The 23,256-nt window shown below is 41.4% G+C and carries 22 protein-coding genes and 1 tRNA gene; 12 read left to right on the top strand and 11 right to left on the bottom strand.

Going from position 1 to position 23,256, the window contains the following annotated elements:
* Positions 1–194: 194 nt before the first annotated feature.
* Both V7K45_RS12945 and V7K45_RS12940 read right to left on the bottom strand, forming a co-directional pair.
* Complete coding sequence (locus V7K45_RS12945; RefSeq protein ID WP_335003912.1) at positions 195–617, bottom strand: aspartyl protease family protein; 423 nt, start codon at positions 615–617, stop codon at positions 195–197.
* Positions 610–828 carry a hypothetical protein gene (locus V7K45_RS12940; protein WP_094342777.1) on the bottom strand — a complete coding sequence of 73 codons (219 nt, stop codon included), beginning with the start codon at positions 826–828 and terminating at the stop codon, positions 610–612. Before V7K45_RS12940 ends, V7K45_RS12945 begins: the two co-directional genes overlap by 8 nt.
* A gap of 26 nt (positions 829–854) precedes the next feature.
* On the opposite strand from V7K45_RS12940, the gene V7K45_RS12935 reads away from it, so the two are divergent.
* The 3 genes from V7K45_RS12935 (at position 855) to V7K45_RS12925 (ending at position 3,988) form a co-directional block, all read left to right on the top strand.
* Positions 855–1,076 (top strand): hypothetical protein, encoded by a 222-nt coding sequence (locus V7K45_RS12935; RefSeq protein ID WP_335003909.1) that lies wholly within the window; start codon positions 855–857, stop codon positions 1,074–1,076.
* A 269-nt stretch (positions 1,077–1,345) separates the two neighbouring features.
* A complete protein-coding gene (locus tag V7K45_RS12930) occupies positions 1,346–3,154 on the top strand; it encodes an ABC transporter ATP-binding protein (protein ID WP_335004096.1) in 1,809 nt (602 codons plus the stop codon).
* 216 nt (positions 3,155–3,370) lie between these two features.
* Positions 3,371–3,988, top strand: coding sequence for a Uma2 family endonuclease (locus V7K45_RS12925; RefSeq protein WP_335003907.1), 618 nt, complete (start codon positions 3,371–3,373; stop codon positions 3,986–3,988).
* A gap of 28 nt (positions 3,989–4,016) precedes the next feature.
* Here the strand turns inward: V7K45_RS12925 and V7K45_RS12920 are convergent, their stop codons facing one another.
* Positions 4,017–4,247, bottom strand: a complete 231-nt coding sequence (locus tag V7K45_RS12920; protein ID WP_335003905.1) for a type II toxin-antitoxin system HicB family antitoxin — start codon at positions 4,245–4,247, stop codon at positions 4,017–4,019.
* 99 nt (positions 4,248–4,346) lie between these two features.
* Positions 4,347–5,228 carry a LysR family transcriptional regulator gene (locus tag V7K45_RS12915; RefSeq protein WP_335003903.1) on the bottom strand — a complete coding sequence of 294 codons (882 nt, stop codon included), beginning with the start codon at positions 5,226–5,228 and terminating at the stop codon, positions 4,347–4,349.
* A gap of 663 nt (positions 5,229–5,891) precedes the next feature.
* Here V7K45_RS12915 and V7K45_RS12910 point away from each other — a divergent pair.
* Both V7K45_RS12910 and V7K45_RS12905 read left to right on the top strand, forming a co-directional pair.
* Positions 5,892–6,449, top strand: a complete 558-nt coding sequence (locus V7K45_RS12910; RefSeq protein WP_335003901.1) for a hypothetical protein — start codon at positions 5,892–5,894, stop codon at positions 6,447–6,449.
* 77 nt (positions 6,450–6,526) lie between these two features.
* Complete coding sequence (locus V7K45_RS12905) at positions 6,527–7,171, top strand: DUF3318 domain-containing protein (RefSeq protein ID WP_292729213.1); 645 nt, start codon at positions 6,527–6,529, stop codon at positions 7,169–7,171.
* A 278-nt stretch (positions 7,172–7,449) separates the two neighbouring features.
* Here V7K45_RS12905 and V7K45_RS12900 read toward each other — a convergent pair whose 3' ends face one another.
* Positions 7,450–8,247 (bottom strand): 7-carboxy-7-deazaguanine synthase QueE, encoded by a 798-nt coding sequence (locus V7K45_RS12900; RefSeq protein ID WP_335003899.1) that lies wholly within the window; start codon positions 8,245–8,247, stop codon positions 7,450–7,452.
* 198 nt (positions 8,248–8,445) lie between these two features.
* On the opposite strand from V7K45_RS12900, the gene V7K45_RS12895 reads away from it, so the two are divergent.
* Both V7K45_RS12895 and V7K45_RS12890 read left to right on the top strand, forming a co-directional pair.
* Positions 8,446–9,495 carry a sugar transferase gene (locus tag V7K45_RS12895; RefSeq protein ID WP_335003896.1) on the top strand — a complete coding sequence of 350 codons (1,050 nt, stop codon included), beginning with the start codon at positions 8,446–8,448 and terminating at the stop codon, positions 9,493–9,495.
* Positions 9,496–9,826: 331 nt separating this feature from the next.
* Positions 9,827–10,834 (top strand): ParA family protein, encoded by a 1,008-nt coding sequence (locus V7K45_RS12890; RefSeq protein ID WP_335003894.1) that lies wholly within the window; start codon positions 9,827–9,829, stop codon positions 10,832–10,834.
* Positions 10,835–10,903: 69 nt separating this feature from the next.
* On the opposite strand, the gene V7K45_RS12885 is transcribed toward V7K45_RS12890, so the two are convergent.
* From V7K45_RS12885 to V7K45_RS12860, 6 genes are all read right to left on the bottom strand, one after another.
* Positions 10,904–12,361 carry a YcjF family protein gene (locus V7K45_RS12885; protein ID WP_335003892.1) on the bottom strand — a complete coding sequence of 486 codons (1,458 nt, stop codon included), beginning with the start codon at positions 12,359–12,361 and terminating at the stop codon, positions 10,904–10,906.
* A gap of 103 nt (positions 12,362–12,464) precedes the next feature.
* Positions 12,465–12,541 (bottom strand) — tRNA-Met (locus tag V7K45_RS12880).
* Positions 12,542–12,587: 46 nt separating this feature from the next.
* Positions 12,588–13,541 carry an asparaginase gene (locus tag V7K45_RS12875; RefSeq protein ID WP_194041738.1) on the bottom strand — a complete coding sequence of 318 codons (954 nt, stop codon included), beginning with the start codon at positions 13,539–13,541 and terminating at the stop codon, positions 12,588–12,590.
* A 95-nt stretch (positions 13,542–13,636) separates the two neighbouring features.
* Positions 13,637–14,137 (bottom strand): CGLD27 family protein, encoded by a 501-nt coding sequence (locus V7K45_RS12870; RefSeq protein WP_322694231.1) that lies wholly within the window; start codon positions 14,135–14,137, stop codon positions 13,637–13,639.
* Positions 14,134–14,592 carry a ribosome silencing factor gene (gene rsfS, locus V7K45_RS12865; RefSeq protein ID WP_335003887.1) on the bottom strand — a complete coding sequence of 153 codons (459 nt, stop codon included), beginning with the start codon at positions 14,590–14,592 and terminating at the stop codon, positions 14,134–14,136. The genes V7K45_RS12870 and rsfS overlap by 4 nt, the downstream gene beginning before the upstream one ends.
* A gap of 611 nt (positions 14,593–15,203) precedes the next feature.
* Positions 15,204–16,478, bottom strand: a complete 1,275-nt coding sequence (locus tag V7K45_RS12860; RefSeq protein WP_335003885.1) for a glycosyltransferase family 4 protein — start codon at positions 16,476–16,478, stop codon at positions 15,204–15,206.
* Positions 16,479–16,838: 360 nt separating this feature from the next.
* Here V7K45_RS12860 and V7K45_RS12855 point away from each other — a divergent pair, with 360 nt between their 5' ends.
* The 5 genes from V7K45_RS12855 (at position 16,839) to V7K45_RS12835 (ending at position 23,106) form a co-directional block, all read left to right on the top strand.
* Positions 16,839–18,017, top strand: a complete 1,179-nt coding sequence (locus V7K45_RS12855; protein ID WP_335003883.1) for a DNA cytosine methyltransferase — start codon at positions 16,839–16,841, stop codon at positions 18,015–18,017.
* Positions 18,018–18,187: 170 nt separating this feature from the next.
* Positions 18,188–18,868 (top strand): deoxyribose-phosphate aldolase, encoded by a 681-nt coding sequence (deoC, locus tag V7K45_RS12850; protein ID WP_335003881.1) that lies wholly within the window; start codon positions 18,188–18,190, stop codon positions 18,866–18,868.
* 97 nt (positions 18,869–18,965) lie between these two features.
* Complete coding sequence (gene recO / locus V7K45_RS12845) at positions 18,966–19,961, top strand: DNA repair protein RecO (RefSeq protein ID WP_335003879.1); 996 nt, start codon at positions 18,966–18,968, stop codon at positions 19,959–19,961.
* The gene (locus tag V7K45_RS12840; protein ID WP_335004092.1) at positions 19,948–21,600 is read left to right on the top strand and encodes an MFS transporter; all 1,653 of its coding nucleotides are present in this window, start codon (positions 19,948–19,950) and stop codon (positions 21,598–21,600) included. Before recO ends, V7K45_RS12840 begins: the two co-directional genes overlap by 14 nt.
* A 357-nt stretch (positions 21,601–21,957) precedes the next feature.
* Positions 21,958–23,106, top strand: coding sequence for a glycosyltransferase family 4 protein (locus V7K45_RS12835; protein ID WP_335003877.1), 1,149 nt, complete (start codon positions 21,958–21,960; stop codon positions 23,104–23,106).
* Positions 23,107–23,256: the final 150 nt, after the last annotated feature.

Genomic DNA, 23,256 nt, shown 5'->3' with positions numbered 1-23,256 from the left:
ACTCTCCGGTCTAAAGACTTACTGTGTACACACAAGTCGGAAAACCTCATGCACATTGGCTTGAATCTGGTAGGGTGCGTTATGGACATTAGTCCTAATGCACCGAAAATCAGAGACTCTGTACAGTCGGTGTGCAACGAGATTGTTAGACCGTACCTCAGCGATCGCTGCCAACTGACGCTCCTATCTTCATTTTATCCAACCTCTTTGGGACGAACTTCAAATTCAGAACGCGCGCGGAAGAAACAAACATCAAACTCAAAGAAGAAATTAGCTTGCCCCAAGATTAAAGGCACATTGGGTGTTTGTGTCCAAGCAAATGCAAGATTAATGGTGGGGAATAAACTGACTTGAGCATCAACAACGACTGCACGAGCTTCAAATCGAGCCAAGTTCCCTGTCAATAGAACTGAGAGAGTTTCATCCTCCCAAATTAAGCCCAGTTGTAAACCCAACTCATAGGGCAAAACATTAACGCTTGCACCTGTATCCAATAAACCCTCAGTGTTCAGAGATTGACCATTAAGACTGAGCATCAAAGGTATGTATGGCATTTGATCAACCATGCCAAGGCTACTATCAATGATTTTGTAGGGAAATTTTTGAGTGTTAACCATTCTTCTCTTGCTGCTTTGTCGCCAGAAGATTCATCAAGACATTGGCAGCCTCAGAACAATTGTACGGCGACCAGACTGGATACTCCCGGTTCGCAACAAAGAAGTTTGCATCCTCTTCCTTGACCAGTTCTGTGGCAAGGAACTGCATTAGCCGAAGCTTGTCAATTTTTGGAAGTTCTTGGATTTGTGACATGAGTTCAGCTAATGGCATTTGAGAATCTCCTCGTCTGAGGGCTGGTGAAAGGAAGCGATCGCCCTCTCATTTTAGCCTCGCGATTGCATCCACGGTTGCGGCTTAAATTGCAATCTGGCTTCTGGTTAGTACTGCCAGAGAAAAGTGATGCTGGGTTTCCTGTTGTCAACCCAGCCTACGACGATAGGCGATCGCCCTACTTTGACCTGTGCAATTGCACCCTCTGGAGCTATATGTATAACACCTATTTGAAAGCCTTTGTGTAAAAGTCAGTGTCCGCTTGATTAGAACTACTGGCATATTATATATATTGCATTAATTTTGAACACCTAAAATGGTACAAAGTTAACATCCTAGTGCGTTAGCCCACGGCATAACACACCCTACAAAACTAGTTTTTAGATTTCAACTTCGGGGTTTTCAGCGAACATTCTTAGAAAAATGTAAAATTAATAAAGATTTAATAGAGTCAGGAAGATCCGCCCAAGCTGGGGTATCTCGCGGCAAGAAAGATGAAAATTAAAAAAAAAGAAATATCCTACGTCAATCACTGACGGTTTTCCGCTACAGTGGACGGGCTGTAAGCTTGGTATGGACTACTAGCCGATCGCTTACTATTTTTCTGGCTAGTCTAACTTTAGTGGCTGGTCTTTTCCCGGCGGCGATATCCTACATTAGTAAGTTAATTGTTGATGCAGTGGTATTTGCATCTCAATCTAATACACAAAGCGATGGTTTTGTCAATATTTATCCCTCGTTGTTTTATGTAGGATTAGAAGCGATCGCTGTAATTTTACTAGCAGGCAGTCAACGGGGAATCACCATTTGTCAGTCGTTATTGCGGGCGCTAATGGGTCAGCGAGTAAACGTACTCATTTTAGAAAAGGCGCTGACACTGGATCTTAGGCAATTTGAAGACTCAGAATTTTATGACAAATTGACCAATGCCCGACGAGAAGCATCGGTTCGTCCGCTTTCCTTAGTAAACCGCACCTTTGGGTTGGTGCAAAATGGTCTTTCTCTGTTCACCTACGGTATTTTGCTAGTAAATTTCTCAGGTTGGGCAGTGTTGGTGCTGGTTTTGGCAGCTATGCCTGTATTTATTGCCGAAACAAAATTTGCTGGAGAAGCCTTTCGCTTATTTAGTTGGCGTGCGGCAGAAACCCGACAACAGCACTACTTAGAAAATCTATTAGCAAGAGAAGATTTTGTCACAGAAGTCAAACTCTATCAGTTGGGAGAAATGCTGCTAGGACGTTATCGCAGCCTGTTCGATCAACTATATGGCGAAGACCGCGATTTAACTCTGCGGCGAGGACTTTGGGGATATCTCTTAAGTTTGGTCAGTACAGGTGCTTTTTACCTAGCTTATGCTTGGATTGTGCTGGAAACAGTGCTAGGTAAGATTTCTTTGGGAGATATGACAATGTATCTCACCGTTTTTCGCCAAGGACAATCTACTTTCTCCAATGCCCTCACTTCTATTGGAGGGATGTATGAAGACAATCTATATCTATCAAATCTCTACGATTTTCTGGAAGAAGAAGTACCAAAATCTTGGGGTAAGGCAACCATTGGGTTAAATTCCCAAGATGGTATCCGTTTTGAGAACGTCTCATTTACTTATCCGGGAAGTTCTAAGCCAGCATTGAGAAACATTTCGTTACATCTTAAACCCAGAGAAAAACTGGCAATTGTGGGTGAAAACGGTTCCGGTAAAACTACTTTAATCAAACTACTTACTCGACTCTACACGCCAGACTCTGGGCGAATTTTCTTAGATGGCTTGGACTTGCAGGAATGGGATGTGGATGTGTTGCGGCGGCGCGTTGGTGTGATTTTTCAGAACTTTGTCCGCTACCAGTTCACTGTCGGGGAGAATATTGGCGTAGGCGATGTAGAACATCTTGAAAACAAAACACAGTGGAAAACTGCTGCTGAAAAAGGCATGGCCCAATCTTTTATTGACCAATTACCCCAAAGCTTTCAGACTCAACTTGGTCGTTGGTTTAAGGGAGGACAAGAACTTTCTGGGGGACAGTGGCAAAAAATTGCTCTTTCTCGTGCTTTTATGCGATCGCAAGCAGATATCTTGGTGTTAGATGAACCAACATCAGCAATAGATGCCCAAGCTGAGTTTGAGATTTTCAATCATTTTCGCGCTATTACTCAAAATCAGATGGTACTTTTGATTTCCCATCGCTTCTCGACAGTACGAATGGCTGACAAAATTCTAGTTATAGAAAACGGCGAAGTTATAGAACAGGGAACTCACGAAGAACTGTTACAGCTAGAAGGACGTTATGCCAAATTGTTTCTCTTACAAGCTGCTGGTTATCAATAGGAAAAGAAGTTAAAAGACTTTGTGAATTGAAATAACGATGCCTACGGTGGTCACTGAGCTTTGTCCTTCGCGCAGCGTCTCGTAGAGAACTGCGGGCTGCGCCTACGCTCACTTTGTAGAAAGCACATAACACCTCTATCTAACCATGTTAACCTGTTCAGTAAACATGGGTCACTAGATGCTCCATATCGTTAAACATTGCTACCTGATAAAATTATGCAAATAACAAAACAGCGATACTATACCCCAGAGGAATATTTAGAGTTAGAAGAAGCTGCTGACTACAAAAGTGAATACATTGACGGGCAAATAATTCCTATGGCAGGTGGAACAGCAAATCACAATCGTATAGCTGGTAATTTCTATGCTGTGTTAAACTTCGCGTTCAGACAACAAGAATACGAAGTGTTTAATAGCGATATGCGTCTGTGGATATACCAAAAGCGTATCTACACGTATCCAGATGTGACAGTAATAGCCGATGAACCAGAATTTTTCAATAATCGTACAGATATTATTACAAATCCCCGAGTTATTGTTGAGGTTTTGTCTAAATCTACTAAAAACTACGATCGCGAAGATAAATTTCAGGCTTACCGAACTATTTCCACTTTCCAAGAATATCTATTAATTGACCAAACTTGGATTCATGTAGATCAATTTTCCAAAATTGGGAAAAAGCAATGGACGCTTCGTGAATATGATGAAGAAGATGAAGCGATCGCACTTGTAACCGTACCCTTTGAGATTTCTCTACAAGATTTATACAACAAGGTAAAGTTTGAGCCTGTTGAGTTTGAAGGGGAAAGTGCAGATATTGAGGAATTGGGGTAAGGTGCGATGCCCTGTATCTTAAAAATATTTAAGCCACTTTTAACGGTTTTTGAGGAAAAGTAATTGGCTCTGGCAAAGGTTTTCCTTGGTCTTTATACCATTCAATCAAAGATTCAATTACCTCTTGCCCATGTTTAGCGGCTTCTTCATAACTCTTAGCATGAGTGTGGAATTGCTGCCAAGGAAATTCCGGCAAGTGTACTAAGTAGCAATTATCCTCATCTGACCATTGAATTACCATACTGTAGCGCTCGTTCATTTATTAATTTTTTATTTCAAAAAACTATATTTATAAATACAAAGTTTAAATGTTTTGTTATTTTCCATAGCATCTCTGTCAGAAAAGGGTCGTCATTTCTTAACAGATACTTCTGACAACTTGTAGAAATTCTCTTAGTACAGGTGTCATATCTTCTTCTCGCCACACTATAGCCGTTTCTACTAATGGTGTTTTATCCTCTAAAGTACGATAAACTACACCAGTTCTCTGAAGATTTTGCAATGAAGACGGTGCGATCGCAATCCCCATTCCCGCTGAAACCAATCCGATAATCGTCTGCATCTGAATCGCTTCTTGAGTCACTTTTGGGCTGAAGTCTCCTTGCTGACAAAGACTTACGATTTGATCGTAAAGTCCGGGCCCCAAATGGCGAGGGAACATGATAAAGTTTTCGTTTACTAGCGATCGCACTGAAATCTTTTCTTGTTCGGCTAAAGAATGAGTTTCCAACATAGCCACAATTAAAGCTTCTTGCTGAATGCACTCTTGATTGAGTGTGTTGTCTTCTAAGGGTGGATGGGCAAAACCTACATGAATGCGGCGATCCTGTAGTGCTTGCTCTTGCTGAGTTGTGGTTAATTCTTGCAATACCAACTCTACTTCTGGAAACTGTTCTCTAAACTGCCGCAAAATTACAGGAAGCAAATCGTAAGTTACCAAACTGGTAAACCCAATTCGTAATTGTCCCTTTTCACCTCTTCCCGTTTTTTGGGTTAGCTCAATTGCTTTTTGGAGTTGAGCTAAAAGTTGATAAGACTCTTGCAAAAAAACTTCCCCTGCTTCTGTTAATTGTACCTGTCGTTTGGTTTTACGGTGAAATAGTTCTACCCCCAATTGCGTCTCTAATTGCTGAATTTGCTGGCTCAAGGGCGGTTGAGCGATGTGCAGTCGCTCGGCGGCTCTACTGAAGTGCAGTTCTTCAGCTACAGCAATAAAGTAGCGCAGGTGTCGCAATTCCATTTTTTTGATATGATTTTATAAGTTTCAATAATAGGGCAAATTTTTTAGGTAATTTGTAATAAAAGCTAGAGGTGTACTCGCTATCATTAATGCTGATTTACGCATAAAATTTCTTGATGTTAATAATTAACAAAGTATTGCTAGCTACAATCATTTCCTGAAAATAATTTGTTAACTTTAACACAAAAATGTCTCATCACTATGCTATATTATTCAAAATAAAAATTAGTATCTGAGGCTTTTACGTATATTTAAACAACCTTAGATACTATTTGTAGAAATTATTTAAACTTGGCTTTATGTTTGAATTCGATTACAAATTCTGCCACTATGCTTGCTCTAGCAAGACATTTATTAAAATTATTTATAAAAAAATTAAAATTTAAGAGAGTTAGGACTATATCCTTTATTGGCTAAGATTTGAAAAACAGTAATGATTGCTTCTTTAAGAATCCGCAAGAGTCATTCAAAAAATATCCTTCATAAGTCCGACCGAGCGTCTATTTTTCTTATCTCCAATGCCCCATACTCTATAACCCATCCCCAATACCTTAATTGCATACTTCTATGCGATCGGAAGTATCCACACCAACCCAAACAACAACCCCTAGCAGGTTAAACTAGGTCTGGTAACAACTGCTCCACGTTCCTTATGAGGCTTTTATGGGAGCTAACCTCAAACAGATTGCCAACTATTTAGACAACCTTGGTTGGGACTACCGCTTTGATGATGAAGAAGACCGAATTATAACAGGTGTGGAGGCTGATAATCTAGAAGATTTTCTAATAGTTGTCCAACTGGATGAAGAAGGAAAATTTTTTCGGGTATTTGCCCCTCAAGTTTTGGGAGGAATCCAAGAGCATCCTCACAAGGCAGCTATCCTCCAAACAATGCTTGCCATTTCCTGGGAAACCAAAATGTTGCAATGGGAGTATGACCCATCCGATGGTGAAATTCGTGCCATTATTGAGTTTCCTTTAGAAGACTCGATTCTTACAGAAAAACAATTTCACCGTTGTCTGAGTGGATTAATTCAGATTGTGGATGGCATAGCAATACCTCGCCTGAAAGAAGTGATGGCAACAGGTCTCGATCCGGGGAATATAGAACTTGGGGAAAGGCTATTACTCAGTATCCAAGAAGAAGCCCCAGGATTGTTAGATTTACTAGAAAAAGCAATGGAAGCGCGAAAAAAGCGAGGAAGTTTTCCTAGTGAGTGAGACGGATCATCACTTAAATAGCTATACTCCAAAGTGATACCCTCACTATATACTGAAATTTTCTGGGGCTGGATATTATGACATCCTATGCAACCTCCTCTGCCAAAGCGGAAATGAGCGAACTCCGGCGGTTGAAAGCTTTACTACCACCAGAACTGCAAAGCTGGGTCACGGTTGAAGGCACAACTGAGGTCAATCCACCCCTGGTTCGCTGCGAAGAAATTGGTAAAGACCAGGTAGAAATTCAAATTGATTTGGTGAAATGGGATGCCCTCGCTATGGATCAGCGTAATTTGCTGTTCTGGCATGAGGTTGCTCGCGTTCAAAATGACACAATTCCTAAAGATGGTTGGGAAATGGCAGCACTAGCCATTGGTCTAGGTGGTGCTGTAGGGGAATTGTGGGTACAAGATGGATTGCTGCTGGTGTTAGCTTTGTCGCTTTGTGGCGTGTCAGGCTGGCGACTGTACCAAAAGAATAATGGGGAAAAGCAACTAAGAGAATTGCTTAATGCTGATGAGAAAGCGATCGCTTTAGCAACTCGTTTTGGTTATAGCCTCCCTAATGCCTACAAGAGTCTCGGTAGCGCCTTGAAAACCCTGATTGATAATACTCCTAGTAAGCGCCAACGGTCGAGATACGAAGCAAGACTCTCTGCCCTAAAACGCAGTGCCAATAAGGCAAAAGCTAAATCTAAAGCTCCAGATGAGGGCGCACTATAGCAAGCATAAATTAGGTTGGGTGGGTATTACCTACCCCCGAAATACCTAAATCAACCTGAGTTTGACAAACCTCTCCCTGCCTTGAATTTTAGTTCAAGTTTCTCTCTGAGTCAGGAAGAGAAGGTTTTACGTAATAAAACCTCTTAGTGGTCTTTTGATTTAGCTAATTAGACTGCCTACTTTAGGGGCTGCCGCCTCCTTAATTAGCGGCAACAGCCCAATTACCATTTCATAAAATCTTACTTTTTTCTTGACTACATCTTTATCAAACTAAAATTTTACAACTGGTTCAGCATTTTATGTGTCTGAGGGATCACGCGCACGTGCTTGAGAAACCCCTTCATCAAAGCTTGCCACATCAAAACTCGATCGCTGGAAGGCGCAAGTACAGGTACTGGAGAAAATTGTTCTGATACTGCCAAAGGCGTAACAGGTTGTAAAAATACTGAGATATCTGGACTAACCTCTGCCACCAACGAAGCTGAACGTTCCAACTCGGCGGGATCTGTGTTTTGAGACACAATTATCTTGACAAAAACATTTAAATATGAGTCATAACATAACTGGAGAAATTTACTATGTTCTTGCCAATGACTTTCGCCGCTAACACTGGGCAGTTTTAAATCCATACCTACAGAGTCTAAGTATGGGATAATCATTGCTAGTTGTTCTGGGCGATGTCCGCCAGTTTCCAAGTATATAGGTAGACCAGTTATGGCTCGCACTTGGGGTAGAAACTGCGTTAAAAATGAGGCATGAAGAAGTGGTTCGCCGCCAGTTAAGCTAATGCTATCGTGTAGACAAGGTAAATTTTGCTGTTCCACCCATTCGAGTAATATGGGTAATGGGACAGGGTTAGAGTGAATTTCAAAGTCGCGCAATCCAGGCGATCGCTCTATCCGACAAGTTGTAGGTGCACTCCAAGTGTGGGCGCTATCACAAAAGTGACAGCGCAAATCACACAAAGCAAAACGAATAAATATCTGACGTGTCCCTACATTCAGTCCTTCCCCTTGAATGGCAGAAAAGACCTCAATCAGGCGTGCGGTGGGTGTAACCGTATTTTTAGCAATCATTTGATGAGAGCAACGCGATCGCGCTGCGTCGGCACAACAGCAAGGATGTTTTTTGGCTTCTTGTTCTATTGTGAATCGTCGCTAGCGATCTCCAATCTCAGCCCCGGTAAATAGCAGTTAGTCCTAATTACCACTAATTCCGATATTAGGTTAAGTAATTTTGTAGGACAAACTAATGTTTGGCATATTACATTATACATGGCAACGAAAGTGCAGAGCTTCATGACTAGCCAACCGACAGAGGTCGATTTTCCAGTTAATTCCCTAAACGACATTGCTATAGTGCAGGTGCCGACGCGGTTGAGCGTGCTGGAGGCTTTAGGCTTTAAGCAAACCTGCCAAGGCTTAATTGGGACCAATTCACATCCCAAGCAAATCATCATTGACTTTCACCAAACTACTTTTATCGATAGTAGTGGTTTAGGTGCCCTGGTAAGTAATTTTAAATATGCTCAGACTAAGGATATTACATTAACACTGCGGAATGTAACACCTCAAGTCATGGCAGTTCTAAAACTCACAGGGTTGGATCAGGTTTTTCCTCTAGAACTTGTGGAGGATGGCTCGTTAATAGAACAAAATGACGTAGTAGATAATCGGAAGACAACTTCCCGTAAAGTAGAGCAGTTACCCACTACTCATCCTTCTATGGCATCTTGGATGAAACGGTTCTTAGATATTGTTGGGTCAGTGATTGGTTTATTAATTACAGGAATTTTATTTATTCCGATTGCGATCGCTATTCAAATTAACGATCCCGGGCCCATTTTCTTTAGTCAAATTCGTTGTGGTTGGATGGGGAAACGGTTTAAAATTTGGAAATTCCGCTCTATGTGTGTGGATGCGGAAGCGAAGAAATCCGAAGTCAAGAACCAAGTGCAAGGTGCTTTTTTCAAGAATGAAAATGACCCTAGAATTACTAAGGTAGGGCGCTTGTTACGGCGAACTAGTCTTGATGAATTACCCCAATTTTGGAACGTCCTCAAAGGAGAAATGAGTTTAGTAGGCACCCGACCACCTACACCCGATGAAGTGGAACGCTATGAAGTACCTGAGTGGCAGCGTTTAGATGTAAAACCCGGCATGACTGGCGAATGGCAAGTAAATGGACGTTCTACAGTCCGTAGTTTTGAAGATGTAATTCGTCTGGATTTGCAGTATCAAAAAAATTGGAGTTTAGTGTACGATTTAAAGCTAATTTTCAAAACTATAGCTATTCTGTTTAATAGAAACAGTGGTGCTGTTTAGTTAATTATCCTTATTCACAATTTTTTGAGAACTCGCAACTCTCACGATATTCTTAAATACACCCAAGCCTAAAATAGGCTTGGGTAAATTTTAGATTGATTTACAGCACTACAAACGCAAGTGTCATCCTCTGTTTAACAAATAAAAAGTGAATCTCTGCTTCAATGACAATATACTGGCATGAATTGTGAGAAAATGTCTTTGACACAAACAATGTTATAATAGCTGGTTTCAAAACCTAAATGTAAGAAAACTGAACCAGCAAAAAAGTATAAAATACACATTTTATCATTCAAATGTTACTGTAATATTTGAAAGTTTAATTTATTATATGCCAGCCATCATTAGTATCTTTAATAATAAAGGTGGAGTGGGTAAAACCACTTATATGTTTCATATAGCCCATCTTCTTGAACAGTCTAATAAAACTGTACTGATGGTTGATTGTGATAGCCAATGCAATTTAACAGCTTATGCCCTGCCTGAGAGCAATATAGAACGATCATGGAGCGAGCGTGGAAATAGTATTTGGCGAGCAATTGAACCAGTTTATAGATCAATTGGAGATATTCGTCAACGTAGCCCATCTCAAATAAGTCCAAACAGCTATCCAAATCTTTATATAGTTCCTGGCGATTTGCTCTTAAGTAACTATGAAGACCTTTTGGGTGATACATGGAACAGTGGAAGAGGTGGTAGTGAATCTAGTTTAAGAGTTCAGTCTGCCATTTATCGTTATATTAATTGGGCAGCGAACCGTGTCAAAGCGGATGTCATTATGGTTGATCTTGGGCCTAATCTAGGCGCTCTCAATCGTGCTGTACTGGGGGCTAGTGATTATTTTATAATTCCTATCTCTCCTGATCTATTCTCGATTAGAGGTACAGAAAATCTAGGTTCTAAACTCGAAGCATGGCGTCAAGGTTGGGAACAATGTAATGATGCATGGAAAGATCAAAGTTTAGCTCTACCGCACGGACGCCCAACATTTTTAGGCTATGTGATGCAACAACACAATATCCGCGAAGATTCTGAAGAAAAAATGACAAAAGGCTGGCAGATATTTGGAAATCGCATAGAGTCGGCAATTGAAGAAAATATCGTCAACAGATTAACAAAATTGGGTCAAGTTCACTACTGGCCTGATAAAACTTTTAATCTAGGAAAAATTCCTAATCTTCACAGTCTAATTCCTTATTCACTAGAAGCAAAAAAACCAGTTTTTGATTGTACCAGTGCAGATGGTCTGCGTGGGGCACACATTAGTAGAGCTAGAGACTCAGTTGAATACTTTGAGCCAATAGCACAAAGACTTTTAACTGTGATTAATAGTATATAAAAATACTTGAAAACTGGTTTTTAGCTTCAGGCAAAGGCGCTAAGAAAAACTCTGCGCCTTTGCGTGAGATTATCCCATTGCCTTCTGAACACTAACTACTTCAACCGGCTGTACCTCTGGCAACAAACGCTTCACACCTTGCTTAACAAACCCCTGCAAAAAACCAATCTGCTGATTTTGCTGAAATACCTTTTGCAAGGTTTGCCGCAAATTCTCCAAATTCAAACCAGTTCCAGAATCTATCGCTATTTCCTGCTGTTGGAAATACTCAACTAGACTTAACCCTGCGACTCTAGTCAGATAAGCTGCACTTACTCCTTGCACTACGCCACCAGCAACAAAGGTAACGGCATTACTTTTCAGAACAGTACTAATAGCCTTTGTAGAAAGTTCAACTAAACCTAATTTCAGCATTAAACTTCCCATTGTTCCAGCTACAGTTTGTGCCTGTTCTAGAGAAAATTTTTGCTGATAGATATTACCCAAATCCATTACCATTTGAGCATTGATTGCCGCAGTTGCCAGAATATCAAAGGCTGGTACTGGGTTAGCAAAGGCAGCGGCAGCAGCTATCCACTGATATTGTTCAATAATTGGGGTGGCGCGATCGCGTCTGGTTCCATTCAGCCAGTTTTTCGCCTCAGCTTTCAACAACCCGGCTTTTCTCACGGTAGTTAGCCAAACTAGCCGTTGTCCTTGCTGTGCTAAAACTTCACCCAACTGCTGAGTTAACTGCTGAATATCAGCTGCTGGTTGCTCCATCCACTCTTGCACAGAACCATCAGCCTCATGCTTTCGGACTTTGATGGCAATGGGAGAGGCCGCAGTTGCAACTACACTTCCCTGCATCCGCTGTTTCAATGACAGCAAGATGTTGGCGCTTTCATCGGTTAAATACTGGTCTTGTTTGTTGAAAACCAGCATACTAGGCTGATTTGCTGCCTTTAGCTGCTGTAAGGTTTGAAATTCTGAGTCTGTTAAATCACCGTTTGTTAAAAATAGAACGAAATCAGATTTTGCTACTTCCGCCAAAATAGCCGCATCTGAATTTTCACCGACTTCTCTAAACAAAGGTGCTGTCTCTTGTAGAGATACGAAATTTTGTGTCTCTAAATTTTGCTGTAGCACTTGAATTAAAGTGCTTTTACCCACGGATTTCCCGCCAGTCACAGCTACTTTAATTTTTTGCCTGTCTAATTCCAGCAACAATTGGGCAACTTGTTCTCTGAGTGTCTCTAAGGCTGGATGGTTTTCTGCTTCTTGTGCTAGTTGGTTAATTACAGTTTCAGTTTTAGCGATCGCATTTTCCACAGTCGCCCGATCCACCACCATACCATCTAGCTGCTCTAAACTGTTTTTGGGGCGATTTTGCTGGAATAACCACAAACCACCGCCTACAGCTAAGGCACTCAACAAACCAAACTCACCCACCTGCACTATAGAATCGTGCCAACTGTCCAACATCCACAGGGAAAAGGAAAGTCCCAATCCTCCCACTAAAATTGGTCGCTGCAACTTCACAACCATGATTCTCCGCGCTTTTTGGATGGCTATTTCTTCCAGAATAGATCAAAATAAAACAAAACCCTGCAATCTTTACTGATTGTAGGGTTTTGTTTTATATTTTATTTGGTGGCGGGAAGTGGATTTGAACCACTGACCTTCGGGTTATGAGCCCGACGAGCTACCAGGCTGCTCTATCCCGCGTTGCTCTCGACTTATTTATAGTAACCTATAGTCAAGAGTTTGGCAACTACAAAAACGATAATTCTCCAATTACTTCTAAACGCTTGTATTTTCCCAAGGTGACAAACTTTTCTGAGAGGCTTTCGGCGGCGCTGGGACTAATCCACCCCATTTGCTGGAGTAAGTGAATAGCAACGGCATATTTTGCGCGTTTTGCCCCATCCATGACTTTGATTGCTAATCCCAAGCCTTCACCGAGTCTACCAATACACTGCACTCCTTCGGCACCAGTTTTACTGACTAGTTCTCCTGGAGTTAAGCGCATCAGTTCCGTATCAAATTCTCCATCTCCTGCGACCATTGCGGGGTGATGAGTCATGGCACGGACAATCCGCTCCATATCCAAGTTGGTACTAGAGGCTAGCAGTGCATACAAAGATGCCATGTGACCGAGTTGCATTAGATATGTTGGTGCGCCACAGTCATCATGAGCGCTGATAAATTCTGCGGCTGGCATTCGCAGCAACTCTGCTACCTTGCCCAAAATTAACTGCTGGATTGGGTGCTTGCGATCCAAGTAGTTATTCAAGGGCCAATGGCGTTGCTGACAAACAGCTAACATTCCCGCATGTTTTCCAGAGCAATTGTATTCCAGAGGACTCCGCTTATCTTCAGGAATTGGACACTGGAGTATAGTTGGATCGAGATCGGCCCGCCAAAGGATGTTAAATACCTGTCGGACTTGATCGATTTTTCCTTTATGGGAACTTGTGATAATTGCTAAGTCGCGATCGCTGAGTTGATAGCGTTCTAGTGTACCTGTGGTGGTGACAGCAAGTGCCTGAAATGGTTTGAGGGCTGAACGGATAAATGCAGCAGTTTCAGAATTTCCGGCAACGGTTAGAACCCGTCCTCGTTCGTCGCAGACAACAGCTTGGACTATATGCCTGGATTCAATAATACCTTCCCGCAGCAACCGGACTTCCAGTGCTGTGGCTTGAGTTCGTTTTCCCATTGTCATGGGTTTATATTTATCACCTTTTTTAATTAAATTAGTCATTGGTCATTGGTAATTAATCTTTAGCTAATGACTAATGACCAATGACCAATAACTCTTTAAAACAAATGCCAACCTATAGTACCAATAACGTACATTCCCGCCAACCCAGCGAAGGTAAATTGTAACCGCCGCAGAATGGGTTTGATTTCGTATGAGACAATTAAGCGATCGCGGTTAAGGACTTCTTGTGGTTTAGTCCAAGTTTGACCGTCGTACCAGCCGGACTCTTCATAAAATACTGTGGGACTACAAAGGCGATCGCACACGTAGAACCAGCCTAAGTATAACCTTACCAGTATCAGCACTAACCCGACACTGGCTCCTGCTGCACCGCAAAGAATAAAATGTGCAATATACTTGTGAGGAGGAAAACTTGCCGCAGCTATCGGCCCTGCGAAGAGCCAAGATAAACCCCAAATCCAAACAAGTTTCGTGATATACTCGCGCCAATGTAAAGTAGTATCACGAAACAGCCAGGAAGTTTTTAACTCTTCGTATTCATTGAGTGGTTGTTGGTCTGTAGGAACTGGGCAATTAGAAACCGAAGACCTAATCATGTTGGCTTACCCTCACCTTCATCAGATTCTGGAAGGGGAATACGTTCTGCATGAATCCAGAACGCTTCTAAATTATAAAACTCCCGTTCCTTGGGCATCATGATATGAACGATCACATCACCGTAATCTTGTAGTACCCAACTGCCCTCGACTTTTCCTTCTGTCCTTAAGGGACGGCGTTGCAACTCAGTTTCGACTTTTCCTTCAATTGCTTGAGCGATCGCCCTTACCTGTACCTTAGAATAGCCAGTCATCATCACAAAGTAATCCGCCAGGTAAGATACCTCTGCTACTTTGAGCAATAGAATCTCACCTGCTTTGCGATCTGATGCCGCAACAGCGATCGTTGCAGCTAATTTTTCACTCGCCTCTTCGGTTTGGCCGTGGCTTATTACCGCACTCTTCGTCAGTGGGACAGATTGCAATGGGAAATTTCCTTGGAAATAATCAGTCATTAAACCTCAGGTGCTTTCTTCCTTTTGAAACAATTGTTGACATTTACTTACAAACAACGAACAATTGATCTGACAAATGTGTCAATAGGTTTTTTTGAATACTAACAAAAAAACAGGTGTCTATGGGATTAGTTTGATAATTAGCTGTTTAGATTTCGATATCCGCAACAGCCCAAAAGCTGATGGTTATTGTGCAGCGATAAATCAACCAATAGCTTTCCAGCAGAAATTGACAGCGAAAATAATTGCAGATTCATCAAACAGCATAATATGTAATTTAAAGCTAGTAATTTGCAGATAACTACACATCTACGCTTTATACTGTCTGCTAAAAATTACGATACAACACAGCATACTAATTACTGGTCTAGCAAAAGTCCGATTTTTTATATACGCACACGTTTAAGTATCAATACTTACTTTTTCATCATTAACCCACGGTTTGAATGAAGTGAGCCGTGAGATTTTTAGTTCAACAATCCAACTGACAACCTGCTTATCTATCGCTATATTTTTAATAGTAAAATTAACTACCCTCGAAATCTCTTAATACTTAGACATGAGGGCATAATCGTAATTTCTACAGATGTAACATAACTTTGCAGCAAAAATTAAACTTCTTGTTTCGTAACTATGCCTGTAGATTGAATTGCTCTACGTTCTGCTGTCAATGAGTAACACAAGGACTCATACTGATTTAAAGCTTGCTCAAAAGCATATTGCTCAACGGCATATTGGCGACTTTTGTAACCCAGAGTTTTGACTTTTTCGGGGTTTTGGTACAAATCTAAAATTGCCATCGCTAAAGCTTGGGGATCTTCTGGAGGAACGATAACTCCGCCGCCACTTTGCCTAATGGCTCTTGCTGCCGTACCATTATCGGGTACAGAGGCAACTAAGGCCCCTCCACTGGCAAGTAACACTTGAATTTTTGACGGCATATTGAAGGATACAACATTTTTCTTTTGTACCACTAAACCAACATCCGCGGCTGCTAACATCTGTGGTAAATCTTTGCGGGGTTGAAATGGCAGTAACATCACATTATCTGCGCCGCAGTCTAGACATTCCTGTTGTAATCGCTGTAAACCTTTTGCCTCTCCAACGATGACAAAGACAATATCTGGGATATGGCGCAAGACAGAAGCAGCTTTGACGACGCTTTCTAAGCCTTGGGTTAGGGCAATGTTACCAGAATACAGTACTACAAATTTGCCTTTTAGATTATGTGCTGTGCGGAAAGGGTTATCTTCTTTAGGCAAAGGGCGGATAAAATTTACATCAACCCAGTTGGGAATTTGCACAATTTTGTCAGCTTCTACACCCTTAGATCGCAAATTTTCCACAAACCCATCGGCAATGACGCTAATTTTAGTGGCAGTGCGGTAAGCAAATTTTTCCAATAATGTAAACAACCGGATAAGTAATTTATTTTTCAATAGACCGACATGGACGGCTGCTTCTGGTAATATATCTTGTAGATTTAAAATTACAGGACAAGCACGTAACCATCCTAAAAGAGCAACTGGTACACAGCTTGGCAAGGATGGCGATGTTGAGAGAATCACATCTGGGCGCCAACCGATAAGGGCGGGTACAAAGCTAGTGACGACGAAACTAGCATCTAATAACACCCTATCTAAAAGGTTGGGTTGTGGACGAATCCAAACGTAACTGCGTTGAATTTGAACGCCATTTTTTTCTTCGTTGACATACCATTTACCCCGATATTCCTGGTAAATTTGCCGCTCAGGGTAATTGGGCATAGCGGTTACTACACGCACTTCATGCCCACGTTTCACTAGTCCCTCTGCTAATTCAGTCATCAGTGGGGCAATACCAATCGGTTCTGGATAGTAGTTGTAGGAGTAAATTAAAATCCGCATAAAAATTTAGTCCGAAGTACCCCGGTTTTTTATTTAATGACAAATATTTGTCTGAAATATGATTTGGGTTTGGAAACCCCTATATTTAATTGTGACTCCAGACTCTTTTTCTGTCAGGTATTTTCCTTAAAGATTGAGTAAACTTTAAGATGTAATACTTAGGGAAACTGTAAATTTTTTTGACTATTTAAGCAGTTTTTCAATTGTGATTTTTTAATTGGTACTTACGTAGAAACCCTAAGTATATTAGTTTTTGCTAACCCTTAAATCAAAATTAGGATAGTTAGTATAAATTACGTAAATAACCCATTTTCCTAAAATCTGAATATTAATAATATTTTGGCTCGTACTAGTAATTCAATGAGCGATCGCCCTTGTATTTTCTCTTTTTTTGCTGGCTCAGGTTTCCTCGATTTAGGTTTTGAAACCAGCGGTTTTAATATTGTTTATGTTAATGAAATCTTCGCCCCATTCATTGCCGCCTATCGCCATTCACGAGAAGTTCTGAAAATGCGATCGCCTGAATATGGATATCATCAGGGTGAAGCAGCAGATGTAACAAAACTTATTATCGAAAAAGAAGCACAACACCTTCAGGAATTAGTCAAAGACTGCCGCAAATCTCATAATATAATTGGTTTCATCGGTGGGCCTCCCTGTCCTGATTTTTCTATTGGTGGGAAAAATAGAGGACGTTTAGGAGATAATGGCAAGCTTTCCGCTTCTTACGTTGAATTAATTTGCCGCAATCTTCCTGATTTCTTTTTATTTGAGAACGTTAAGGGGTTATGGAAAACGACAAAACACCGTTTATTTTTTGAATCGCTCAAGCTTCAATTACAGGAAGCAGGCTATATATTAACAGAGCGATTAATTAATGCTATCGAATACGGCGTACCCCAGGATAGAGAAAGAATTATTCTAATTGGTTTCAAAAATAATTTTCTTCAGAACATAGGAATCAAAATCGGTAGGGAAAAGTTACTACATGAGCAATATTTCCCTTGGGATAATTATATTTTATATCCTCCCGAAAAAGTCTTTGCTTACCCTTGGCGTAAGTGTGAATCATTCCAAGAAAATTCTCTAACACCTTGTCCTGATAATATACCTGAAGAATTAACAGTTGAATACTGGTTTAGAAAAAATAATGTTCTAAAACATCCCAATACGGAAAACTGTTTTCAACCAAGGGCAGGTATCACAAAGTTTGCTGCTATTGATGAAGGAGATGATTCTAAAAAATCTTTCAAACGTCTGCATAGATGGCGTTACTCTCCGACAGCTTGCTATGGAAATAATGAGGTACATTTACATCCTTACAAAGTCCGACGGATTTCTGTAGCAGAAGCTTTAGCTATCCAATCTTTGCCTGCAAATTTTGTACTTCCAGAAAATATGTCACTCACTAATATGTTTAAAACTATTGGTAATGGTGTTCCATATTTGGCATCGCAGGCATTGGCTCAAAGTATTATTAACTTCTTAGCAAATAGTATAAAAAACACTCTTGATATTCCTAGTATTACTACTAATTAGCGTTAACTTAAACACTTGTAATAATCCTGGGATATCTGTAAAGCCAATATTAAAGACAATTCAGCAACTTGTTTTCAGGATAAACTCGTAATAAATGTGGTTTAATATATATATAAGAAATGTTTTAATTTTTTATAAAGTTTAATAATCAATCACTGGCAGAAGACACGATGGCAGCAGACTATCCAGACATTGATATTGCGCCATTTATCGATCACTCCCTGTTAATGCCAACGGCTACTCCAGAGCAGGTTGAGCAATGGTGTGAAGAAGCATATAGATTCAACTTTGCGGCGGTTTGTCTGTTCCCCGCTAATGTCAAGCAAGCAGTTGAACTCCTCCACGGTAAAAACCCGAAAGTTTGTACAGTGATAGGCTTTCCTTCTGGTGCAACGACTTCAGCCGTGAAACTGTACGAAGCTCAAGAAGCGGTGGATAGTGGGGCCACTGAGTTGGATGTAGTCATGAACTTGGGCTGGTTGAAAGCTGGCAAAACTGAAGAAGTCCATCGGGAGATTGCCGAAATTTGTGAAGAGACTGGGCAAACGGTCAAAGTAATTTTGGAAACTAACCTGTTGACAGATGCAGAGAAAAAAATAGCTGCTGAAATAGCTATGGAGGCGGGAGCAGCATTCTTAAAAACTAGTACAGGTTGGAATGGTGGTGCCACAGTGGCAGATGTACGACTTTTGCAGGAATTGGCAAAAGAAAAGGTGGGAATTAAGGCTTCAGGTGGTATCCACACGATCGATCAAGCCCTAGACTTAATCGTAGCGGGTGCTACTAGATTAGGCACATCTCGCGGTATGGATTTGATCCGTCAGCGCGATAACCTGGGAAAGGGTGAATAGTCATTTGTCCTTTGTCATTTGTCATTTGTCCTAAGCTAATGACCCATGAGCAATGATTAATAACTACTAATGACTAGTGACTAATGACTAATGAGCAATGAGTAGAACCTATAAAGCAACTGGTATTAATCTTAAAACCCAGGCGCTAGGAGAATCGGATAAAATAGTGACGATTTTGACACGAGAATTCGGTCTAATTCGAGCCGTGGCTCCAGGGTCACGTAAGCACAACTCCAGCCTGGGCGGTAGGAGTGGAATGTTCGTTGTGAATGAACTATTGATTGCCAAAGGGCGATCGCTTGATAAAATTACTCAAGCACAAACGTTAAAAACTTATCCTGGTTTAGCTAAAGATTTGGGAAAACTGGCTGCCAGTCAATATTTAGCAGAAATAGTTCTGTGTGAAGCTTTGAGCGAACAACCCCAAGAAGAACTTTATGATTTGTTCAATGAACATCTCCATCGCTTAGAGGCGGTGTCTAGTGCAAATCCATCTGGTGTTTTAGCTCATCTAGCTCATGGTGTATTTCACCTTTTAGCCTTAGCAGGACTGACACCACAAGTGCAAATCTGTTGCCTATCTCAACGTTCCCTTAAGCCAGACTTCACAGATCCCAACTGGCAGGTAGGATTTAGCATCCCTGCGGGTGGAACGGTTTCCTTAGAAGCTAGGGAACGTTTACGAAAAGAGGGGGAGAGGGAGATGAGGGCAGAGTGGCAGAGGAGAAGGGGAGCAGAGGAGCAGGGGGAAATTAATAACCAATTCCCTGTGCCCCATGCCCCATCCTCCATGACGCCAGTTGCTTCAACGGAGGGAACCTCCGCAACGCACTGGCTCCCCAATACCCAAACAATTGTTGTGCATCGGCAAGAAATACCTGTTATTTCTAGTCGTTTGGGTGCTATGCAACTAGCTTTGCTTCAACATCTGTCACAACCAGAGATAATGCAAATTGATGGTGCTAGAGATCATGACTGGTTATCTGTTGAGCAGATATTGCGCCAGTATGCTCAGTATCAATTAGGTCGCCCTATCCGCTCTGCTACCTTGATCGATTCTTATTTTGCTGCCAACCATGATGCAACCGTCTGATTTGGATAAGAAAATCCTGCCTTTGTCACCAAGCCTCGCCAAAAAACAGAATAGGGTATCAGATCCTACAGTCAGGAATCACTTGAGTGCTGTTCCCAAGTGTACACCTAGTCAAATAAATGGCCAAGAAGTGTCCCCAAAAGACGTTTCTCAAAACGATCAAAGTCGGACAACAGAGATCCCAAAAACTGATGTTACAAGCCAATCAGAAACACAATCTGAGGACAAATTAACCACTGCTGAGGTAGATAGCAATGGCCTTCGTAATGGGCAGAATTTGTCAGTAGCTACTATCCCAGAGAAAGAATTACCGAAATTAGATGGGTCGGGTTCAGGTGGAGAAGCTATTACAGGGAATGTAAAACAGCTAGGATTTTTACCTGTATTAAAAAATCCTAATTTCTTGGCTCTTTGGGGCGGTCAAGTTTTCTCTCAACTAGCAGATAAAGTCTATTTGGTACTGATGATTGCCTTGATTAATACTCAGTTTCAAGGAAGCAATCAGAGTATTAGTGGTTGGGTATCAGTCTTGATGATGGCTTTTACTATTCCAGCCGTATTGTTTGGTTCCGTTGCTGGCGTGTTTGTCGATCGCTGGTCGAAAAAGGCTGTACTGGTAGCAACAAATATTTGGCGCGGCATTCTGGTTTTGTCAATTCCCTTCATGCTGTGGTTGACTCATGATTGGAAACCCATAGGATTGCTGCCAGTGGGTTTTGTAATTATCTTGGGTGTGACTTTTTTAGTTTCGACTTTGACGCAGTTTTTTGCCCCGGCAGAACAGGCGGCAATTCCCTTAATTGTAGAAGAACAGCATTTACTCTCGGCTAATTCGCTTTACACAACAACGATGATGGCATCGGTAATTGTTGGGTTTGCTGTTGGAGAACCATTGTTAGCGATCGCAGATGGACTTTGGCTGCAAATTGGTGGTAGTGGTAGTTTGGGCAAAGAACTTTTAGTAGGTGGCAGTTATGCGATCGCTGGAATAATTTTGTTCCTCCTGGCAACTAAGGAAAAACACCACCACCCCGATACAGAATTCCCTCACGTATTCTCTGACTTGCGAGACGGTTTTGCCTATCTCAAAGCAAATCATCGCGTCCGCAATGCTTTGCTTCAACTGATTATCTTGTTTTCTGTTTTTGCAGCATTAACTGTTCTAGCCGTTCGGATGGCAGAAATAATTCCCAACATGAAAGCCTCTCAGTTTGGCTTTTTATTAGCAGCTGGTGGTGTTGGCATCGCTGGTGGAGCAACGATTCTCGGTCAATTTGGTCAACGTTTCTCCTATACTCAGCTAAGTCTGTGCGGTTGTATGGGTATGGCAGCATCCCTGATTGGTCTGTCAGTATTTACAACTCAACTGTGGCTCGTATTGTTACTGGTGGCCCTAGTGGGCATCTTTGGGGCACTAGTGGGAATTCCTATGCAAACCGCAATCCAAACAGAAACACCTCCAGAAATGCGTGGTAAAGTTTTTGGTTTGCAGAACAATGTAATTAATATTGCCCTCTCCTTACCTTTAGCATTAGCTGGTGTCGCAGAAACCTTTCTGGGATTACAGGTAGTTTTTATGGGATTAGCTGCGATCGTCTTTTCAGGAGGTATATTAACCTGGTATAACTCACACAAGTAGTTATCAGCTAACAGTAGTTATTATTCATTACCTTGACGTAATTAATAATTTACTTAAAGCTTTTGCGTTCATGGTAAACTGTTGCCAGTGAAAATTTATCACATACTTGCCGGATATGAATCTGACATTAGTCGGAATAAGTTGTTGAAATATCAGAAATTAACAACTTAGTAACTAAAATAAATAAAGCCATCAATCCACTGGTTTAATCAGCTGACAATAAGCTTTTTAAACTAGTAGAAAGTCTTGGAAATTTTTAATAAATAAAAAAACCAGCAAGTATAGCTAGATAAAAGGAAAATCACCAAGGACACCAAGTAATAGATTAAACCCGCTTTTCTTACAGCTAAATAAAGAATGCGTATAGCCTGGATTGGAAAAAAATCACCCTTTTGCGGCAATGTCACCTACAGTCGAGAAATTACAAATGCCTTGCTAGATAGGGGACATCAAGTTAGCTTTCTTCACTTCGCCCAGGAAGAGTCTGAACCTGATAATTGGCCGAATCTTCGAGAGGTTTCCCTACCTTTTATTTATAAGTCCCAGGTTTACACAATTCCCACTTTTAAAGCCACCAAAGTTTTAACCGATTCACTGCGGGAAATCAAACCAGATGTAGTCCATGCTTCCTTAACCTTATCTCCCCTAGACTTTTTTCTACCAGAAATCTGTGAGGAACTGAGGTTGCCCCTAGTTGCCACTTTTCACACACCGTTTGCTGGTAAGGGAGCAAAGCTGGTATCGGGAACACAACTTTTGGCTTATCAGCTCTACGCGCCTTTTTTAGTTAACTACGATCGCGTGATTGTATTTTCCCAAATTCAGCGAGAATTATTGGCAGGGATGGGTGTAAGGGAAGAAAATATTGCCGTAATTCCCAACGGTGTTGATACTGCCAAGTATTCTCCAGGATTTTCTCAAATCAAAGCAGAATTTAAAGCCGAACGTTTATTTGTCTATCAGGGTCGCATAGCACCAGAGAAAAATGTCGAAGCTCTCCTCCGCGCTTGGAAGCAGTCGGCAATGGCGCCTGGTACTAAGTTACTAATTGTTGGCGACGGCCCTTTGAAGTCTTCCTTAGAGCCGTTTTATGGTTCAGAATACGGCATTATCTGGTTGGGATTTGTCGCTGATGAAGACCGACGCATCGAAATTTTGCGGGGCGCAGATGTATTTGTTTTGCCTTCATTGGTAGAGGGTTTGTCCCTATCTCTGTTAGAAGGAATGGCGTGTGGGTTAGCTTGTTTAGCAACAGATGTGGGTGCAGACGGAGAAGTATTGGAAAAGGGCGCAGGTGTAGTTATTAGTACTAAAACAGCGCGATCGCAATTAAAAACTCTCTTACCAGTGTTGCAAGACCATCCAGAGTTAACAACCCTACTGGGGCAAAAAGCCAGACAGCGCGTATTAGACCGTTATACACTTAGTAAAAATATTAGTCTGCTGGAAGAACTTTATAAAGGAGTTTTAGCACAGCGACCTCTACCACTAAGTCGTAGAGCGTAAGGAAAGGGAATAAAGTGCGATCGCACTGTAAATCTTAAGATGGCAATAAGTGCGATGCCATAAATCTATACTTACTTCTTCTATTCGCTCCAAAACTTCAACTCCCCACCCTGTAAGTACTTCAGCTATTACCATTTTTGTGCGATCGCT

The sequence above is a fragment of the Nostoc sp. genome, assembly GCF_036917375.1.
Lineage (GTDB): Bacteria > Cyanobacteriota > Cyanobacteriia > Cyanobacteriales > Nostocaceae > Nostoc.
This window is presented reverse-complemented; position numbering and strand designations above follow the sequence as displayed.

Excerpts from the sequence above, each read along its gene's own strand:
- V7K45_RS12870 (WP_322694231.1), bottom strand. The coding sequence starts at position 14,137 with ATGATTAGGTCTTCGGTTTCTAATTGCCCAGTTCCTACAGACCAACAA.
- V7K45_RS12910 (WP_335003901.1), top strand. The coding sequence starts at position 5,892 with ATGGGAGCTAACCTCAAACAGATTGCCAACTATTTAGACAACCTTGGT.
- V7K45_RS12920 (WP_335003905.1), bottom strand. The coding sequence starts at position 4,247 with ATGAACGAGCGCTACAGTATGGTAATTCAATGGTCAGATGAGGATAAT.
- V7K45_RS12835 (WP_335003877.1), top strand. The coding sequence starts at position 21,958 with ATGCGTATAGCCTGGATTGGAAAAAAATCACCCTTTTGCGGCAATGTC.
- V7K45_RS12915 (WP_335003903.1), bottom strand. The coding sequence starts at position 5,228 with ATGGAATTGCGACACCTGCGCTACTTTATTGCTGTAGCTGAAGAACTG.
- recO (WP_335003879.1), top strand. The coding sequence starts at position 18,966 with ATGAGTAGAACCTATAAAGCAACTGGTATTAATCTTAAAACCCAGGCG.
- V7K45_RS12900 (WP_335003899.1), bottom strand. The coding sequence starts at position 8,247 with ATGATTGCTAAAAATACGGTTACACCCACCGCACGCCTGATTGAGGTC.
- V7K45_RS12945 (WP_335003912.1), bottom strand. The coding sequence starts at position 617 with ATGGTTAACACTCAAAAATTTCCCTACAAAATCATTGATAGTAGCCTT.
- deoC (WP_335003881.1), top strand. The coding sequence starts at position 18,188 with ATGGCAGCAGACTATCCAGACATTGATATTGCGCCATTTATCGATCAC.
- V7K45_RS12925 (WP_335003907.1), top strand. The coding sequence starts at position 3,371 with ATGCAAATAACAAAACAGCGATACTATACCCCAGAGGAATATTTAGAG.
- V7K45_RS12905 (WP_292729213.1), top strand. The coding sequence starts at position 6,527 with ATGACATCCTATGCAACCTCCTCTGCCAAAGCGGAAATGAGCGAACTC.
- V7K45_RS12860 (WP_335003885.1), bottom strand. The coding sequence starts at position 16,478 with ATGCGGATTTTAATTTACTCCTACAACTACTATCCAGAACCGATTGGT.
- V7K45_RS12940 (WP_094342777.1), bottom strand. The coding sequence starts at position 828 with ATGCCATTAGCTGAACTCATGTCACAAATCCAAGAACTTCCAAAAATT.
- V7K45_RS12885 (WP_335003892.1), bottom strand. The coding sequence starts at position 12,361 with ATGGTTGTGAAGTTGCAGCGACCAATTTTAGTGGGAGGATTGGGACTT.
- V7K45_RS12895 (WP_335003896.1), top strand. The coding sequence starts at position 8,446 with ATGGCAACGAAAGTGCAGAGCTTCATGACTAGCCAACCGACAGAGGTC.
- V7K45_RS12875 (WP_194041738.1), bottom strand. The coding sequence starts at position 13,541 with ATGACAATGGGAAAACGAACTCAAGCCACAGCACTGGAAGTCCGGTTG.
- rsfS (WP_335003887.1), bottom strand. The coding sequence starts at position 14,592 with ATGACTGATTATTTCCAAGGAAATTTCCCATTGCAATCTGTCCCACTG.
- V7K45_RS12890 (WP_335003894.1), top strand. The coding sequence starts at position 9,827 with ATGCCAGCCATCATTAGTATCTTTAATAATAAAGGTGGAGTGGGTAAA.
- V7K45_RS12855 (WP_335003883.1), top strand. The coding sequence starts at position 16,839 with ATGAGCGATCGCCCTTGTATTTTCTCTTTTTTTGCTGGCTCAGGTTTC.
- V7K45_RS12840 (WP_335004092.1), top strand. The coding sequence starts at position 19,948 with ATGCAACCGTCTGATTTGGATAAGAAAATCCTGCCTTTGTCACCAAGC.